The sequence below is a fragment of the Sporosarcina sp. FSL W7-1283 genome (assembly GCF_038003105.1).
Classification (GTDB): domain Bacteria; phylum Bacillota; class Bacilli; order Bacillales_A; family Planococcaceae; genus Sporosarcina; species Sporosarcina newyorkensis.
Window position 1 is genome coordinate 2,743,530 of record NZ_JBBOOL010000001.1, and the last position, 14,249, is coordinate 2,757,778.

Here is a 14,249-nt window from a genome sequence, read left to right on the forward strand (position 1 = left end):
TTCAACGCGTGCTCTGATCATGACTTTTCGCCCTTTCTTCTGCCAACCGTTTACGCAAAGCGTGATCTTGTATCGCATGCAGGCTGTATCCGTTTATTGATTTGATCCCATACCAACTCAAAGCATCCACAAGTGTTTGAGTGCGGCGTTTTCGTTCCGCCTTGTTCACGCCGTCATCCCCTCTCGCGCAGCAATAGCCGCCTCTGCAATTTGCAACTTCGCTTCCAGTGCATCCATCTCCCGCTTAATCTGCTGCTTGTCCACTTTGTTTGGGCGGGGAAGCATGTAGATGCCGCCGTTGTTGATCCAGTTAGGCATTGGATTCACCATCCTCAACCCTGTAACCAATTAGCAACGCTCTTGCCATGTCGCACTGACAAAGACCGTTCAAAGACTCGTAGGTTTTCATTTTCCAGCCGCCGCTGTTTCTTTTGCGAGCATGAAGTTCGAGTATTTCCTCGATGTCGTTGGAAGACGCGGTTATCAATTTTTTTAACGCCTCATTTTGTAACGAATTCAACTTGATAAGCCCGGTTCTTTTTCTGGCTTCGTTAGTTCTGTTGCACATTCAACATTCCCCCTGTTTTAAAAAAATGTATATAAGCATCCCGATTGCCATAAATAAACACCCCGGCAACCTCTTCGTCTCCTAACATTCGTGCAATCCCCTGTATAAATTCCGGATGGCTATCATTCGACAACTTCACTTCCAGTCCGTTATTCAGCAGGAGAACATCGCCGTCATCCAGTTCAAAAAGATCTCGACCGTGCGCATGCCACTCCGCAGCGTAGTGATACACCATTTCGTTTGTTAGTTTCATAGCAAAGCCTCCTAAAATTCAATATTCTTAATCCGTTTATCTGTTGATTCGTCAAATTTTATAAGATACGTGTCTCTTAGCAGCCTTGAAACCGTCTTTGGATCGTACATTCGCTCAAGACCGGCACGCCCTAGGTTTGTCGTGAAAATCGTCGACTTACTTTGCCTAGCATCTGCGATACCTTTGAGAATACGCATTGTGTAGTCTGATGCCGTCTTTTCAGTGTTCGTGGAACCTGTTTCGGCACCAAGATCATCCAGTACCAAATAGTCGACCTCTGACAGCAGACGAATGAAATACTGCTCTGTATATTTGCTTTCACGATTTGAAAAGCTGTCACGCACTCTGGAAAGCATTTCGTCCAAGTCGATGAATAAGCAGCTCCGTTGCTTGTCATCCGTTTCATTCAGGTTACGAATAATGCTCATTGCCAGGTGACTCTTTCCAGATCCTGGATTGCCTACCAACAATGTGTTGAATGTGTTTCCTGATCGGTATTGCTGAACAGCTTTGACTGCTCGCTTCTTGTTGGTTTCCTCTTCGGATCCTTCAGTCACCTGAAAGTTTTTGAGCGTAGCGTCCAGCAGGGTCATATCCTTCAGCAAACTTTGCTTCTGCAAGACGATGTATTTCTCGTTGTGGAAAGCTGCATTTGCTCGGTCGCTTTCCGCACGTTGCAAATCTTCCGTAAGCCGTTCACTTTCACATCGAGGGCATTGCAACACTCCTTCGTAACGGATCTTCTGGAACTGCTGAACGACTTCTCGTCCACTTACATACGTCTTGTGCTCACAGTATTCAGAAGTTAACTCCATCGGCATATTCTTGCTGGCCCTTTGCATGATCACGTCCATGACCTCTGATATTGGTTGCATTGTTAGTCCTCCCTTCGTTCAGGTAAGATTCGAACTTAGTTCCAAAAAGCGTAAGCGGACGGAGGAAGGCGTTCATTTTCTCGTCTGTCAGCCATTGGTTTGACTTGATGTCTATCACCAACTTGAAATCATCAAGCGTGAAGCCTTCCTTCCAGCGTGCTTTGATCATGTCTTTTGTTTTTTGTGTACTCGCTTTAAAATCACGATTACATTTCTCGTTCAGGTAATCGACAATGTCCCGGTACGGGACTATATCTTTTATATCTTTATCTAGTTCTAGTTCTAGTTCTAAATCTAGTTCTTTGTCTGTTACATCACCGTTACACGGTAACGTTACATCCGCGTTACCACTTTCAATCTTCTTTTTCTCGCGGTGACGGGCCACCCTTTCACGATTTTGCTGGCGTATTTTATCAAGTCCTTGGACACTCTGATGCTTGTCCCAGTTTGATATATTTATAAAACTTTCGTCATCAATTTCTATCATGTCGAATTGTTTAAAAACCTCCAAAGCCATCCGAACAGTTCCCAGTGGACGATTAAAAATAGTCGCTAGCATTTCGTCTGTGTAAGGGATGTTCTCGCTTAGATAGATGTAGCCGTTCGCGTTCGTTTTCCCTGCTTGAGATAGCAACTTGACCCAGATAATGAGAATGGTATCCGCCTCCGGCATCTGCTCGATCAGCCTTATTTTTTCATCCTCAAACATCTGCGTGCTCAGCTTGATCCACTTCACATTACTCATGGTTAAATCACCTTTCCCTTTAGGGCACAAATACGAGCTTTCCTGTCGCTGCCTGTACCTCTTTTTTGAATAATTTTTCGTCGCTGTTTGAATCTGATAGATGTAGTAAATGAATCTCCTGAACCTTCGATAGATCGTTAGCTTTCAGAAATGTAATTACATTCTCCAAGCTAAAATGTGACTTCATGACTCGATTTTTTAGAAACTCCGGTATCCGTCCTGAATTAATGTTTTCAGAAAGAATTTTATATGAATAATTACACTCAACCATCAAGTGAGTCAGTCCAGAAAACTTGTATTTGATGTAGTAGGTATCTGTCGCAAATAACAGCTTGTCCCCTGCGTCATTGGCTATCAGAAAGCCAAACGGCTCTGCTGCATCGTGCTGGACATCGAACGGCAATATGGTCCATGTGCCAAGTCTGAAAGTCTTCTTACATTCAATGGGGCGTATGCGGTGGTGCATAATGCTGATTGCGTCTGCTGTGCCTTGTGACATGTAAATATCAAGCCCTCTGTCTGCAACGTCTTTGACGGCCTTACAGTGGTCTTTGTGCTCGTGCGAGACTAATACACCTGCTATATTGCTAGTCTTGAAATCGAGCGCCTTCTGAATGTTTCTGAACGATATGCCGCACTCGATTAAGAGCTGAGTGCGACCATCGTCAATCATGTAACAGTTACCCGTGCTGCCTGTTGCCAATGTTTGGATTTCGATCATTAGAAGCCTGGTCCGCCTGATGAAGCGGGTTCAGGTTGTCTGACTGGCTCCCTTACTAATTCTGGTTCCGGCTCCTGTACTGGTTCCGGCGCTTGTTCAGGTTCAGTGAAATCTAACACTTCTTTGTTAGCGTTCTGATCAATCTCATGCTGCGGATTGATTTCTTTGATTGGGCGGTCATCTTCAAATTCGTTTTCGGTTGTACGATTGACAGCGCCAATAAACAGGTCACTATCATCAGAAGTATTGATGAACGCCTTAGAAGCACGGTTAATCACAGTACGCTTTGCCATTTCTTGTGGGTACTTATCTTGCACAGCCGTCATTGAAGATTGGGACCACGATGTTTGAATCTCTGCCATCGTCATAACTGTCAAGAATTGCACGCCATCTTCACGCTCGATGATGCAATAAGCGCCTTGGATATCTTCTTTCTTTCCGGTAGCCGCTTGCCAATCTACTGTGTGAGACTTGAAAGCCAATTGTCCTCTATCGTTGTACTCCACATCGAACGTCTCACCTTTCCAGATAACGTTAGCCCATACATCTTTCACGCCGTTCAGCCGCTTAAGAACCGCCTGTGTACCATGATACGAACGGACGAACTGCATTTTATCTCCGTAAACGATGAAGTAACCTTGATTCTTGGCGACGCTCAATGCTTGGATTGCCATGTCTTGCAATGAAAACGCAACGCTGTCCGGTGTAGCTGTATCCATCAGTGAAGTTTTCTTTTTGAAATCTACTTCGGTTAGTTTGAAATAGGCGGCTTGGACCGCGTTCACAATAGAATAGTTATTCGGGATGTTGATTTGATTGTTTTCAACCATCGTTTGCACCTTGGTAGCCACTTTAGTAACTAGCTCGTTCTTTTTTTCTGCCGGTGTGTTGTTTTGGGGTTGTAACTGATTATTCATTTAGATTGCCTCCTTCATATCATTCGACTGGCTTTCGATCCGCAACTGCTTGTCCTTTTCTGATACAACCAAACTAATCAGCTGGGAATCCGTGTCTGCTATCCGTGTAACCGCCTCTGCGTTATCGACAAAGATAGGTGCGCGGATGCCGAAGTGTTCTGTCAGCGTGTTGATGATGTCGATGCCTATATTGATTCGAGCAGCGTTATTCAACCCACTGGAATAAGGAACTCCCTCATACGTAGTCTCACAAACTTCTTTCAAGCCACCATTGATCTGCGTTTCGAATAATTTAAAGCGAGCGTACTTGAATTTGCCGTTGATCTTACTTTCCAGAAGCTCTACTTTGGATCGGATAAACGACTCAGTGAGATACAGTTCTCTCTCAATGTTCTCGAATTCCTGAGCGAGTTCTGCCTGTTGCTCTTCTAGTTCAGCAATCCGTTTTTTGCTCGCTTCTGCCTGCGAATGTTGGGCAATGCTGGCATTCAATTCAGAGCGCTTTAATTTCAGTTCAGACACCTCTTTTTCAATAGCTGCTACGGCTTCGTCAGCGCTTGATTTCAAGCTTTCAATTTCATCTATGACCTTCTGTATCTTTTGCTGCTTGTCGGTATATTTCTGATTCTGTCGCGCGTACTGGATTGATGCGCGGAGCTGATTCAATTCGGCGTCCAACTTTTCGATGAGAGGCTTTTTGGCATCGATTTCTGCTTTCAAATTGCTCTTCTGCCCTTTCAGCTTCTCGACCTTTTCAAGTTTTTCGTCTTTATCCGCTTTGATTGATTTACCAAGCGCGCTAATTCGTTCTTTTTCATTAGATTGCTTTAAATTAAAAGTAGCTTCCGCCTTTTCCCTTGCTACTTGAAGTTCAGCACCAGGAAGAGTTTGTCCGCACGTAGGACACTCGCATTCTTCCTGGTGTTCAAAAGAACGTGCATCTTCTTTATCCCACTGATCTCGAAGCTCCGACATTTCTTCATCGTAACGAACAATATCCTTTTCGCTTAATTCAATTTGATGAGTCAGATCATCCGCTTTACGTTGCATAATTGATATATTCGACTGTTCTTCTTGGATACGCGCTTGCACCTTGTAGCCCTGCTCTGTTGCATCAGATTCTAGCTCACGCTTGATTGATTCAAGATCCATTTCTAATTGGCGCAAATCGTTTTGCTTCGCCGTGATAGCTGATCCATTTCTGATGTTGTTGATTTGCGCAGAGGACGCGTCAATCTCTTTTTCTACCTTTGCGATTTCTACTTCTATAGAAGATGCATCGATAGTAACTTTTGGCATGGAGTTGTTCAGTTCATCAATTCGGACCGGAATCCGTTCTAGTTCTTTGTTGATCTCTGTTTTCCTAGCTGCAATCATTTTTCGATGATCCTCGATAGCTCGTCCTTTCAGGATGGCTGGTAGGTCCGTCAGCTCGCTGTTGAATGCCAGAACGTCTTCTAGTTCTACATCGCCGCACACTTCGAGCAATGTCGCTCTGCGGTCCTGCCATTTAACCTGTTCGTTAAAGTAGAGCGGATTGGTTAGTAACTTGAACACCTCTTCTTTTACGATGGAGCCAACCTTTTCTTCGTACTCTTTTTTCTTAACCGGAACCGCATCGATGTAGTAATCCGTTTTATGTCCCGTGAATTCAGCCATCGGAGCACCGCGCTTTTTCTTCCATTCTTCTTGGTAGACTTTCCGAAGTGACAGCGGTACACCGTCTACAGTGAATGAAGCGGACACCTCGTGTTCTAGGTTGTTAATTTCTTTGCCGCCGTCCAACGTCTTAATGGAGAAGTCCGATCGATTGTTGCTATCCTTGTTAAAAAGCAACCATAGGAAACCGTCGAAGATTGAAGTCTTTCCAGTAGCATTGTCGCCGTATACTTTCAGGTCATCGCCTGCTGCGTCCAACTCCAAGGACTTGATACCCTTGAAGTTTTTGAGTGTGAGATTGATCAATTTAATGTTTTTCAAAATGATTCCTCCTTGTCATTTGAGGGGCTCTGTATTAAAATGTGAGTAATAGAATTAATCAGAACCCCGAACTCGCTGTTGTCGCAGCGGGTTTATTTTTGCTTACTAAGCTGATCCATCATCTTTTCGTATTCACTTTTCCCTAACAGAACGTAATCATCTAATTGGATTATCAGTTGCTCAAAGGGAATGTCTTTCCACACTTTCTCTTGCAGTTTCAATCCAAATGTATCGCCATCCGCTTCTGACTCAATGGGTATTTCAATTTCGGAGTCCATGTCAAGATCCAGAAGATGAACAATCAGCTCTTTTACCTTCATGTCAGATCGCCTCCTCAAACTCAATGATTTCAGCAGCCTTACGAATGGCGTAAATACTGATGTGGTTGCCGTAATTCTCTTCGAAAGTTTGAGCCGCTACCAACACACTGTCTGCAGAAGTCAAAACGAATGTCGACTCACCTTCCATCGGAATGATCTCCCATCGATACGTTTTCATTCCACATCACGCTCCCTCTTTAATTGATGACCAGCCTCATTCCAGAGGATTCCTAAACCAAATGCAACGATTGGCAACAAGATTGTTACCAGCAACCAATTTCCGTAGTCTGTCATCTTGTCATCTCCTTTCTGATGGTGTGAATCCCATCGAGTAATCCGGGAACTAGAGTGGTATTTACCGTTAATTTTGGGGGCAAAATTTTGGCATGATCCCGGACTACTCGACAGGAGCCAAAGCTCCGTCTTTGTGTTATAATGAAATTAATCAAATATCATATTTCCTTAACACAGCTGATTGACGTTCCCGCGTCGATCGGCTTTTTTATTGTCATAATGTCGATGCCTTCTAGCTGCATTTTCGCTACGAATTGAGCTAGTTCTTTTCTGAGTTTGTCCGACTGTTTTTCTTTTCTCATGATTGCCTCCTAGAATAAGAAACTGATAATTCCGCCTACTACTTTCGTTAGCATGTCTACCAATAGATTGATATCCACTCCATTGATTACATATAAACTCGTCTCTAGTGTTGTTGTATTAGCTGCCAGTTTTGCTCGGATCGTCTGCAGCCATCGGATAAAATCCTCCGTTGCCAGTGTCATTTCGTTGCGTTCGACTTTAGATATGGTGCTTCTTGAAATATTGACTAACGGGGACATGTCCTCTTGTGTTAAACCCGCTCTTTTTCGTGTGGAGCGCAAGAGTTGTCCAACGTTCATCTACTCACCCCCTCAACCCTAAATGTTCAAAATCTGAACATGTTCAAACAATGAACAGTAATTATCTATGAATCTGCTAATATTATTAATGAAGGTAAGTACAGATAACCCCTCCTACTCACCTCGAAATTACAACCTCACCTGCCTTTCCAACTAGCCGGGTTATCGCCTGGCCCTCTCGTTACACCGCTTTAAAATAACCGGTGTTATCTTCCACCCAATCCAAGTTACGATCGATCCACTCAAACAACTTGTCCCTCGGAATTAATACTCCCGCTTCTCTCAATACCGGAAAGTCTGATCTGCCCAACAACTCGGAAGCTTTCCACCGTTTAATGTGTAGAAACTTCATTAGTTGATCAATAGTTAACATGTACGGTATTTCTTGATTTTCAAGTTGCCTATCAACTATTTCTTGCAGTCCCCCAAGTAATTTTGGCGCAAGCGCATCTGCCAACTTCTCGTAATCAATCTCCATAGTTAACATGTATTACACTCCTTTCATTCCACAAGCCGTAATTGTTGTTGATTATTCAACTTCTTGATTTCTAACCTTAGCGCCGTATCCGGCGACCATTCTTGAATGAATTGCAAAGCTTCTTCAAAATTAACTTTCGGCAACTCGCCATAACGCGGGACTTCGAAGTAGTTCTTGAATTCATTCCAGAAATGGGAGAACACCTTTCTACTAATCTCTTGGTAGGCTTTAGATTCCTTGCCACCTAAACATTCAACAATTCTTCCGCGAGCATTCTTTCCAATACGTTGTTCTTGTGGTCCGTTGATCCGCATACTGTTCTCTAGATAATTAATTCGCTTGTCGTGCGTTTCGAGCTTCTTTTCGTGCTCAAGCGCAGTTTCTAATAGTAGCGTTCTGTTACTTGGCTGTTTCAGTTGTTCTTCCATTTGGTTGAACGCTTGGATATATTTAAGTTTGAAATCGAGTGCCCTCTTTCCGGTAAAGCCCATTGCTAAAAGCGTGAAACCATCACGGTTCATGTAAAACATTCTGTATTCCTGTTTGTTCTGTTCGTGCATGTAAGTTGTCTCATGAAATAGGTCTGCGAAGTTTTGCGCAACCCCTTCTTTTAGTTCGTCGATTGACTTTAATACATCTCGGTGATTCCTTTCGAAGTCCTCTGCGACCCGAAGTGAAGACGTTACAGCTTTTCGATCTTGCATGATGACTAATTGATTCATTACCATCTCTCCTATCTAATGTTCTTTTTGTTCCTCTCCATCTGGTAAACTTGTAATAGATGGGAGGATAAGTTATGAATATTTGGATGGATCAACTGAAGGTGTTGCAAATTGAAAACATGCTGACGATTGCTTCAGTTGTCATCTCAGCAATCGCTTTAATCGTGTCTATTGCAGTAGCTTGGAGCAACCGCAAAACGCTAAATGTAAATATCTCAAAAGACTTAACTGTCGTTGAAGCTGGTACTGCCTTTTTTGCCGACAACAATAGTGAACCTGCATCTTATGACGATGCTCTTCTGTTGACTATGGAAGTTGTAAATCCTTCACCGAAAGATATTGCGTTTTTCGATCTTAGGGCTTTTAATCCAACTACCAACATTAACGTGAGTTTCTTGACAAGGCGTTCAACGGCCCTTCAGCACAGAACACTTCCTCTATGGATGGCAGTAGACCCAGACAACGAAAAGGATCCTAAACTAACTGAGTTAAATATCCCGGATGCTAACCACGGAATATTCAAAGCTAACTCTTTCACGCGATTCAGCATTTTAATTTTTCCTGGTGAATCTAGCGAAAAATTAGGATTCTCTTTCAAAGTGGCTATGCATGCAAAGTTCAGAAAAGATCCGTTCGCAATAACGAGTCGTAAAAGGTTTAAATTCCACGGGGTAATATACGACATTAGTTCTTGGAAGCAATCGCTACCACAATCGAAGCCATCAGAACAAAAATCGACATAATGAAAACCAACCAATCTGACCAGTGGACATCCATTGGTCTCACCTCCTATCCGACTTCTTCTTCCTTCGATTGTAAACCTTGTATAACAACATTTTCAAAAAAAATCTCCCTCGGATCAGTTTTTAATGCTTCAGCTATAGACAACGCTAAATACACGCCTGGTTCTTGACCATGTAGTTCAATGTTAGTAAGAGTCTGCCGTGAAGTCTTTGCCCTTTTCGCTAGTTCTGACAACGACATTCCGACTTCCTTACGAAACTGTCGAAGTTTGTTAGACATGTATAACACCTCCTTGCATATAATGTAACACATGTATAACAAACATGTCAACAAAGATTTACAATGTTTTTATTTTATTTATGAAGATAATAATGTAAAGTATGTATTACAGGTGATGATATGAAAAACTTAGGTGAATTTATAAAAGAATTAAGAGGGAAAGAGTCTTTAAGAGATGCGGCGAAACGAATAGGTATCAGCCATACCTATTTAGACACTGTAGAAAAAGGTTTCGATAAGAGGTCCGGCAAACCTATTAACCCTACTCCTGAAACTTTGAAAATGATATCGCGAGCTTATAATTGTGATTATGGCGAATTAATGAAGCTGGCTGATTACTGGAACGAAGAGGACATTACTGAAGAAAAAGAGTTCCAAGCATTCGCCAATGACCCAGAGCTAGAACGCTGGTACCGTAAGCTACCCGAGTCCGATGAAGAAGATGTCCGGAAACTTCGAGAGATGTGGGAAATTATTCGGAGGGATAAGAGGTGACTAATATTAAATCGGAGAATACTTCCATAGAAGATTTAGTTGACCGTATGATAGATTGGGTCCATAATCCTGAGTCCGATCCAGAACTAAATTGTTGGTATGCAAATGACTATCCAGACGGAAAATCCCCCATAACTTTTCCCTCAGAAAACGATAATTTCGAAGACTATTATTCTCTTTATCAAAACGGGTTGAAATTGGAGGAGAGTGGCAATCGCATCGGAGCCTTTAAGCAATACATAAAAGTACTGGATAGCTACACGCCACTCGGAAGTGTATATTATACAGCTCCCTTCTACATCGCAGAGGAATACGGCTTTTATTCAATAGCATCGGAAATATGTGATATGGCTATCTCTGTGATGAACGAAAAGTTGTTTAATGGAGATCTAAAAGAATTCACTCGTTTAAAAAAGAGAGTAGGGAATAAGTTGCTTGCATTAGGCCCTGACATATTTGAAGGTCGTATCAATCGGATTAAGTCACTCATTCGTACCAATCCAGATCTTAATAAAACGAAACTATTTTCCGCTCTACAGGAAGAGCAATGGAGCGAATTGGAAGTAAAAAATGTTTTGGATTATTGTGCAGCAACAAAACAGATATCCATAGAGAAAAAAGGCCGTTCATATAAATATACTGTACTCAAACTATGAGAAAGTAGAGGTGCGAATAATGAGTGAGCAGGATCTGGAATATAAAAAAATGGCTAAGGCACAACAGGATTACAAGGATTCCGAAAAAGCTTCAAACCTTTATTGGGGAATGTTGATTGTGATGCCTCTCATATTGATCGGAGCCAACGAAGCAACCTTTCTTGTCATATTGGCTCTTTTCATACTCAGTGTTCCTATGATATTCCGAAAAGTTATGTATTTCGCGCTTTCACTTTCTCCTTTTGTGTTTTTCTCTCTGAATTACGGATGGGTGGGTTTGGCAGTTGCTATCATCCCTGCTTCGATAGGCGCCTTAGCAAGTGCAGCTAATTATAAGTTTGTGTGCGAGAAAAAAGAATTAGAAAGTATGGATTAATTCAGCCCTTCACTGGGCTTTTCTTTCAATCTCAAAAAGAACATACGTTTGTTAGGTGGTTAAATTATGTACCAAAACAGTCACTTGGAAGATTATATTCAACAGAAATATGAAGAGTTATCTATAAACCTCCCTTCACAGTTGAACAAATACGTTATAGGGAGCCGCTTGAATATCGGGGTTTATTTAACAAGCCATGAAAGTGAAGCTTTCTACTGGGATAAACGTTATTACATTTTTATTAACAGACGACTCAATAGTCGGCAGCGTTGGCAAGAGTTCGGGCATGAGCTATGCCACATCTTGCGACACAGCGGTCATCAGAGCCGCATGCCATCTCCCCTTCGCGAACTACAGGAATGGCAGGCCGACAACTTTATGTATCACTTCTGCGTGCCGACATTCATGCTACGCCGCATTCGACTGCCACCCAATCGGCAAGCTGCCGCTTATGTGATTGCAGAAATGTTTAACGTCGAATTGGAGTTTGCTGCAGAACGACTGGAACGCTATGTAAGAAAACAATACACAGGAGGTTTTCAAGTTGCCGAAAAACAAGATAGTATCTATTAACCAAAGTCGGGAAGATGGCTTGCCTTCAAATCTTATACCTCTTGACTCTAAAAAAATGGTGCGAATTCCTGTTGTGGATCGATTTTATGAAATAGACGGCGAAATTTACTATCAAATTTCCGGAGACAATACACCACGCAAATGGGCGGACTATGACCTCAAGGATTTTAATTAATTCACATAACTAAAGGTGGTGATGCGATGAGAACTGTTGATTAAAACACTTAAAGTACAGGGAGGTTTATTTATGAAGTGCGATCAGCTAAAAAACGGAACTTGGGAGTGTGTAGCAGATGGTCCGCGTGATCCAGTAACCAATAAACGGAACCAAGTCAGGAGACGAGGGAAGTCTAAAACCATTGCGAAGAAGAAAGTTGAAGACGAAATTGAACGCCAGAAAAATCATGGAGTGAACAGCAAGAAAAATAAAAACGTGACGTTTGAATCGGTTGCATGGGAATGGCTTGGTGTATATGCACTGACTGGCGTAAAGGATAGTACCATCCGTAACCGTACATCATCCGTCAAAGTCTTACTGCGTTATATTGCGCAGTCTAACATAGCGAAAATTGATACGCGGCAAATGCAAAAGATTTTTGTAGACCTTTTCGAACAAGACCTATCTAGGTCATTGTTGGAAAATGCAAAAGTGACAGCTAATTCGATTTTTAAGTATGCAATGGAACACAAATTGCGTATTGATAATCCAGTAGTTGCTGTTGTGATACCCAAAAAGCGACTCACGGTTGAAGAAATTGAAAATACGACCATCACAGAAAAGTTTTTCGAGCGTCATGAATTGGAAGAGTTTTTAGAGAAGACGTTAACGGATGGATTGCCTCTTGATAAAGAGTGGTTTTACTTGCTGGCATTTACGGGAATGCGTGTAGGAGAATTGTGCGCATTGAAATGGACTGACGTGAATTTCGAGACAAATGAGATTCGTATTACCAAGACAATGGACATGCCCGATCACAATATGCGAAAATTCAAAGTAACTCCACCTAAAACTAAAGCGTCCATACGGACAATAGATGTGGATGAAGATATTATTTCCATGTTGAAATCTTATAAGGTGAATCAATCTAAAATTAAACTGGGAGTTAGAAAAGGTATTGAGGATTATCACGAAGGTAATTTTGTTTTTGCTCGCCAAAATGGTTATCCATATGCCAGCCGCTTCATTTACGATCGGATCATACGTCTGTTAAAGAAGACAAGTATCAAAAAAATAGAGGGACCGCATATTTTACGTCACACTCATATTACGATGCTGACAGAAGCCGGCGTCGATTTAAAAACTATTATGGATCGAGTGGGTCATGATGATTCGAAAACCACGATGGACATCTATACGCACGTCACCGAAAAAATGAAAGAAGATGCCACCGAAAAGATTAAAAATCGATACGGCGACATCTTGAAAATGACGATACCAAAAGGAAAAGTGATAGAAATGTGATATTTGTTGATTTTTAATCAATCAGATAGCGCTTGAACATTGATATGACAGCGTTCTTGCGCTTGATCATCCATTATGCCACTTATACATCCACAGTAAACCTGATTTCATCAGACGAGCAATTCGACCCGTGACTGTACGATCGGCCAAGTATGCAAATCCTTGTTTCTTTCCTAATGAACCCATGAACCCTTTTAATTTCAACTCCGGCATTTCCTCCATGAGCGGCTCATTTTTCCAGAGTAGACGCAACACTTGTACTATCTGCTCTGCTTGAACCTCGGCCAACTGTGCACTTGGTGCATGAGGAAGAGCAGCAACATCACCAACGACATAAACGTTCGTGTGGTTTGGTATCTGGTGATATTGGTTGAGTACAACTCGTCCTGAACGATCCTTTTGAACGTCCATTGCTTCAATTATTTGACTCGGTTTAATACCTGCAGTCCAAACGACCGCATCCACGTCAATCGTCTCTTCATGATTATAAAGGACGGTTTGATCTACCTTCGTGATATTCGAATTGGCGACCACTTCTACTTCGTGCTTGTCAAACCAATCCTTTACATATTTACTCAAACGTTCTGGAAAATCGCGCAGAATCCGAGGGCTGCGGTCAAATAGTTTAATCTTCAGATCAGGACGACTCTCACGCAATTCGCTCGCCAGCTCGATTCCGCTTAAACCTGCCCCTACAATACCTACAGTTGCTCCACCACTTAAACCTAGAAGCGTTTGATACGTTGTTCTTGACTTGCCGATTGTCTGAATGCTCAGCGTATTTTCTTCCGCGCCAGGGACGTTGTGGAAGTTATCTACGCAACCTAAGCCGATCACTAAATCGTCATACGTAAGTGTTTGGCCGTCAACTAGCAACACTTCTTTTTCACCAGGCTTAATTTCTTTAATCTCGCCCTCTACTACTTTCAATTGTTCATGGTTAGGAATAGCTACCCGAATTTCAGAATCAGGCACTGTTCCTGCAGCCAACGCATAAAATTCCGTTTTCAAACTATGAAATGGTGTCCTGTCGACAAGTGTGATTTCTATATCTTTCGGCAAATCCTTATTTAGGAGACGAAGTAGAATTCGCATATTTCCATAACCGGCACCTAGTAACAATAATTTCCTCATAATGTTCTCCTTCTATGTCTATTTTCCGCTCAAAGCTCATTTGTTATTATAGCAG

Annotated in this window: 24 protein-coding genes; 7 read left to right on the top strand and 17 right to left on the bottom strand. The window is 42.2% G+C overall.

Annotated features, from left to right (window positions below):
- Nucleotide 1: 1 nt before the first annotated feature.
- The 15 genes from MKY93_RS14390 to MKY93_RS14460 form a co-directional block, all read right to left on the bottom strand.
- On the bottom strand, nucleotides 2-169 hold the full coding sequence (locus MKY93_RS14390; protein WP_340759745.1) for a hypothetical protein: 168 nt from the start codon (nucleotides 167-169) through the stop codon (nucleotides 2-4).
- Nucleotides 166-318 (bottom strand): pilus assembly protein PilO, encoded by a 153-nt coding sequence (locus MKY93_RS14395; protein WP_340759747.1) that lies wholly within the window; start codon nucleotides 316-318, stop codon nucleotides 166-168. Before MKY93_RS14395 ends, MKY93_RS14390 begins: the two co-directional genes overlap by 4 nt.
- A complete protein-coding gene (locus MKY93_RS14400) occupies nucleotides 311-568 on the bottom strand; it encodes a hypothetical protein (protein WP_340759748.1) in 258 nt (85 codons plus the stop codon). Before MKY93_RS14400 ends, MKY93_RS14395 begins: the two co-directional genes overlap by 8 nt.
- Complete coding sequence (locus MKY93_RS14405; protein ID WP_340759750.1) at nucleotides 552-821, bottom strand: hypothetical protein; 270 nt, start codon at nucleotides 819-821, stop codon at nucleotides 552-554. Before MKY93_RS14405 ends, MKY93_RS14400 begins: the two co-directional genes overlap by 17 nt.
- A gap of 11 nt (nucleotides 822-832) precedes the next feature.
- Nucleotides 833-1,696, bottom strand: coding sequence for a DEAD/DEAH box helicase family protein (locus MKY93_RS14410; RefSeq protein WP_340759752.1), 864 nt, complete (start codon nucleotides 1,694-1,696; stop codon nucleotides 833-835).
- Nucleotides 1,620-2,441: a phage replisome organizer N-terminal domain-containing protein gene (locus MKY93_RS14415; RefSeq protein ID WP_340759754.1), complete on the bottom strand. Its 822-nt coding sequence runs from the start codon at nucleotides 2,439-2,441 to the stop codon at nucleotides 1,620-1,622. Before MKY93_RS14415 ends, MKY93_RS14410 begins: the two co-directional genes overlap by 77 nt.
- A 19-nt stretch (nucleotides 2,442-2,460) precedes the next feature.
- A complete protein-coding gene (locus MKY93_RS14420) occupies nucleotides 2,461-3,162 on the bottom strand; it encodes an MBL fold metallo-hydrolase (RefSeq protein WP_340759756.1) in 702 nt (233 codons plus the stop codon).
- Nucleotides 3,162-4,079: a RecT family recombinase gene (locus MKY93_RS14425; RefSeq protein ID WP_340759758.1), complete on the bottom strand. Its 918-nt coding sequence runs from the start codon at nucleotides 4,077-4,079 to the stop codon at nucleotides 3,162-3,164. The genes MKY93_RS14420 and MKY93_RS14425 overlap by 1 nt, the downstream gene beginning before the upstream one ends.
- Nucleotides 4,080-6,059, bottom strand: coding sequence for an AAA family ATPase (locus tag MKY93_RS14430; protein ID WP_340759760.1), 1,980 nt, complete (start codon nucleotides 6,057-6,059; stop codon nucleotides 4,080-4,082).
- A 92-nt stretch (nucleotides 6,060-6,151) separates the two neighbouring features.
- Nucleotides 6,152-6,379: a hypothetical protein gene (locus tag MKY93_RS14435; RefSeq protein WP_340759762.1), complete on the bottom strand. Its 228-nt coding sequence runs from the start codon at nucleotides 6,377-6,379 to the stop codon at nucleotides 6,152-6,154.
- Between the two features lies 1 nt (nucleotide 6,380).
- Nucleotides 6,381-6,557: a hypothetical protein gene (locus tag MKY93_RS14440; protein WP_340759764.1), complete on the bottom strand. Its 177-nt coding sequence runs from the start codon at nucleotides 6,555-6,557 to the stop codon at nucleotides 6,381-6,383.
- Between the two features lie 274 nt (nucleotides 6,558-6,831).
- Nucleotides 6,832-6,975, bottom strand: a complete 144-nt coding sequence (locus tag MKY93_RS14445; RefSeq protein ID WP_340759766.1) for a hypothetical protein — start codon at nucleotides 6,973-6,975, stop codon at nucleotides 6,832-6,834.
- Between the two features lie 9 nt (nucleotides 6,976-6,984).
- Nucleotides 6,985-7,275 carry a helix-turn-helix domain-containing protein gene (locus tag MKY93_RS14450; RefSeq protein WP_340759768.1) on the bottom strand — a complete coding sequence of 97 codons (291 nt, stop codon included), beginning with the start codon at nucleotides 7,273-7,275 and terminating at the stop codon, nucleotides 6,985-6,987.
- 181 nt (nucleotides 7,276-7,456) lie between these two features.
- Nucleotides 7,457-7,753 carry a DNA-binding protein gene (locus MKY93_RS14455; protein WP_445683510.1) on the bottom strand — a complete coding sequence of 99 codons (297 nt, stop codon included), beginning with the start codon at nucleotides 7,751-7,753 and terminating at the stop codon, nucleotides 7,457-7,459.
- Nucleotides 7,754-7,776: 23 nt separating this feature from the next.
- Nucleotides 7,777-8,475, bottom strand: a complete 699-nt coding sequence (locus tag MKY93_RS14460) for a Rha family transcriptional regulator (protein ID WP_340759771.1) — start codon at nucleotides 8,473-8,475, stop codon at nucleotides 7,777-7,779.
- Nucleotides 8,476-8,549: 74 nt separating this feature from the next.
- On the opposite strand from MKY93_RS14460, the gene MKY93_RS14465 reads away from it, so the two are divergent.
- Nucleotides 8,550-9,218, top strand: a complete 669-nt coding sequence (locus MKY93_RS14465) for a hypothetical protein (protein WP_340759773.1) — start codon at nucleotides 8,550-8,552, stop codon at nucleotides 9,216-9,218.
- A gap of 46 nt (nucleotides 9,219-9,264) precedes the next feature.
- Here the strand turns inward: MKY93_RS14465 and MKY93_RS14470 are convergent, their stop codons facing one another.
- Nucleotides 9,265-9,498 (bottom strand): helix-turn-helix transcriptional regulator, encoded by a 234-nt coding sequence (locus tag MKY93_RS14470; RefSeq protein ID WP_040759432.1) that lies wholly within the window; start codon nucleotides 9,496-9,498, stop codon nucleotides 9,265-9,267.
- 120 nt (nucleotides 9,499-9,618) lie between these two features.
- Between MKY93_RS14470 and MKY93_RS14475 the strand changes: the two genes are divergently transcribed.
- From MKY93_RS14475 to MKY93_RS14500, 6 genes are all read left to right on the top strand, one after another.
- On the top strand, nucleotides 9,619-9,993 hold the full coding sequence (locus MKY93_RS14475; RefSeq protein WP_009498097.1) for a helix-turn-helix domain-containing protein: 375 nt from the start codon (nucleotides 9,619-9,621) through the stop codon (nucleotides 9,991-9,993).
- Nucleotides 9,990-10,649: a hypothetical protein gene (locus MKY93_RS14480; RefSeq protein ID WP_009498098.1), complete on the top strand. Its 660-nt coding sequence runs from the start codon at nucleotides 9,990-9,992 to the stop codon at nucleotides 10,647-10,649. The genes MKY93_RS14475 and MKY93_RS14480 overlap by 4 nt, the downstream gene beginning before the upstream one ends.
- Nucleotides 10,650-10,668: 19 nt before the next feature.
- Nucleotides 10,669-11,025 (top strand): hypothetical protein, encoded by a 357-nt coding sequence (locus MKY93_RS14485; RefSeq protein ID WP_009498099.1) that lies wholly within the window; start codon nucleotides 10,669-10,671, stop codon nucleotides 11,023-11,025.
- Between the two features lie 66 nt (nucleotides 11,026-11,091).
- On the top strand, nucleotides 11,092-11,598 hold the full coding sequence (locus MKY93_RS14490) for an ImmA/IrrE family metallo-endopeptidase (RefSeq protein ID WP_009498100.1): 507 nt from the start codon (nucleotides 11,092-11,094) through the stop codon (nucleotides 11,596-11,598).
- Nucleotides 11,570-11,773 (top strand): hypothetical protein, encoded by a 204-nt coding sequence (locus tag MKY93_RS14495; RefSeq protein ID WP_340759780.1) that lies wholly within the window; start codon nucleotides 11,570-11,572, stop codon nucleotides 11,771-11,773. Before MKY93_RS14490 ends, MKY93_RS14495 begins: the two co-directional genes overlap by 29 nt.
- 72 nt (nucleotides 11,774-11,845) lie before the next feature.
- Nucleotides 11,846-13,060 (top strand): tyrosine-type recombinase/integrase, encoded by a 1,215-nt coding sequence (locus MKY93_RS14500; RefSeq protein ID WP_009498102.1) that lies wholly within the window; start codon nucleotides 11,846-11,848, stop codon nucleotides 13,058-13,060.
- A gap of 66 nt (nucleotides 13,061-13,126) precedes the next feature.
- On the opposite strand, the gene MKY93_RS14505 is transcribed toward MKY93_RS14500, so the two are convergent.
- Nucleotides 13,127-14,194 carry an NAD(P)/FAD-dependent oxidoreductase gene (locus MKY93_RS14505; protein WP_009498103.1) on the bottom strand — a complete coding sequence of 356 codons (1,068 nt, stop codon included), beginning with the start codon at nucleotides 14,192-14,194 and terminating at the stop codon, nucleotides 13,127-13,129.
- Nucleotides 14,195-14,249: the final 55 nt, after the last annotated feature.

Excerpts from the sequence above, each read along its gene's own strand:
- MKY93_RS14395 (WP_340759747.1), bottom strand. The coding sequence starts at position 318 with ATGCCTAACTGGATCAACAACGGCGGCATCTACATGCTTCCCCGCCCA.
- MKY93_RS14400 (WP_340759748.1), bottom strand. The coding sequence starts at position 568 with ATGTGCAACAGAACTAACGAAGCCAGAAAAAGAACCGGGCTTATCAAG.
- MKY93_RS14405 (WP_340759750.1), bottom strand. The coding sequence starts at position 821 with ATGAAACTAACAAACGAAATGGTGTATCACTACGCTGCGGAGTGGCAT.
- MKY93_RS14410 (WP_340759752.1), bottom strand. The coding sequence starts at position 1,696 with ATGCAACCAATATCAGAGGTCATGGACGTGATCATGCAAAGGGCCAGC.
- MKY93_RS14415 (WP_340759754.1), bottom strand. The coding sequence starts at position 2,441 with ATGAGTAATGTGAAGTGGATCAAGCTGAGCACGCAGATGTTTGAGGAT.
- MKY93_RS14420 (WP_340759756.1), bottom strand. The coding sequence starts at position 3,162 with ATGATCGAAATCCAAACATTGGCAACAGGCAGCACGGGTAACTGTTAC.
- MKY93_RS14425 (WP_340759758.1), bottom strand. The coding sequence starts at position 4,079 with ATGAATAATCAGTTACAACCCCAAAACAACACACCGGCAGAAAAAAAG.
- MKY93_RS14435 (WP_340759762.1), bottom strand. The coding sequence starts at position 6,379 with ATGAAGGTAAAAGAGCTGATTGTTCATCTTCTGGATCTTGACATGGAC.
- MKY93_RS14440 (WP_340759764.1), bottom strand. The coding sequence starts at position 6,557 with ATGAAAACGTATCGATGGGAGATCATTCCGATGGAAGGTGAGTCGACA.
- MKY93_RS14445 (WP_340759766.1), bottom strand. The coding sequence starts at position 6,975 with ATGAGAAAAGAAAAACAGTCGGACAAACTCAGAAAAGAACTAGCTCAA.
- MKY93_RS14450 (WP_340759768.1), bottom strand. The coding sequence starts at position 7,275 with ATGAACGTTGGACAACTCTTGCGCTCCACACGAAAAAGAGCGGGTTTA.
- MKY93_RS14455 (WP_445683510.1), bottom strand. The coding sequence starts at position 7,753 with ATGGAGATTGATTACGAGAAGTTGGCAGATGCGCTTGCGCCAAAATTA.
- MKY93_RS14460 (WP_340759771.1), bottom strand. The coding sequence starts at position 8,475 with ATGAATCAATTAGTCATCATGCAAGATCGAAAAGCTGTAACGTCTTCA.
- MKY93_RS14465 (WP_340759773.1), top strand. The coding sequence starts at position 8,550 with ATGAATATTTGGATGGATCAACTGAAGGTGTTGCAAATTGAAAACATG.
- MKY93_RS14470 (WP_040759432.1), bottom strand. The coding sequence starts at position 9,498 with ATGTCTAACAAACTTCGACAGTTTCGTAAGGAAGTCGGAATGTCGTTG.
- MKY93_RS14475 (WP_009498097.1), top strand. The coding sequence starts at position 9,619 with ATGAAAAACTTAGGTGAATTTATAAAAGAATTAAGAGGGAAAGAGTCT.
- MKY93_RS14485 (WP_009498099.1), top strand. The coding sequence starts at position 10,669 with ATGAGTGAGCAGGATCTGGAATATAAAAAAATGGCTAAGGCACAACAG.
- MKY93_RS14490 (WP_009498100.1), top strand. The coding sequence starts at position 11,092 with ATGTACCAAAACAGTCACTTGGAAGATTATATTCAACAGAAATATGAA.
- MKY93_RS14500 (WP_009498102.1), top strand. The coding sequence starts at position 11,846 with ATGAAGTGCGATCAGCTAAAAAACGGAACTTGGGAGTGTGTAGCAGAT.
- MKY93_RS14505 (WP_009498103.1), bottom strand. The coding sequence starts at position 14,194 with ATGAGGAAATTATTGTTACTAGGTGCCGGTTATGGAAATATGCGAATT.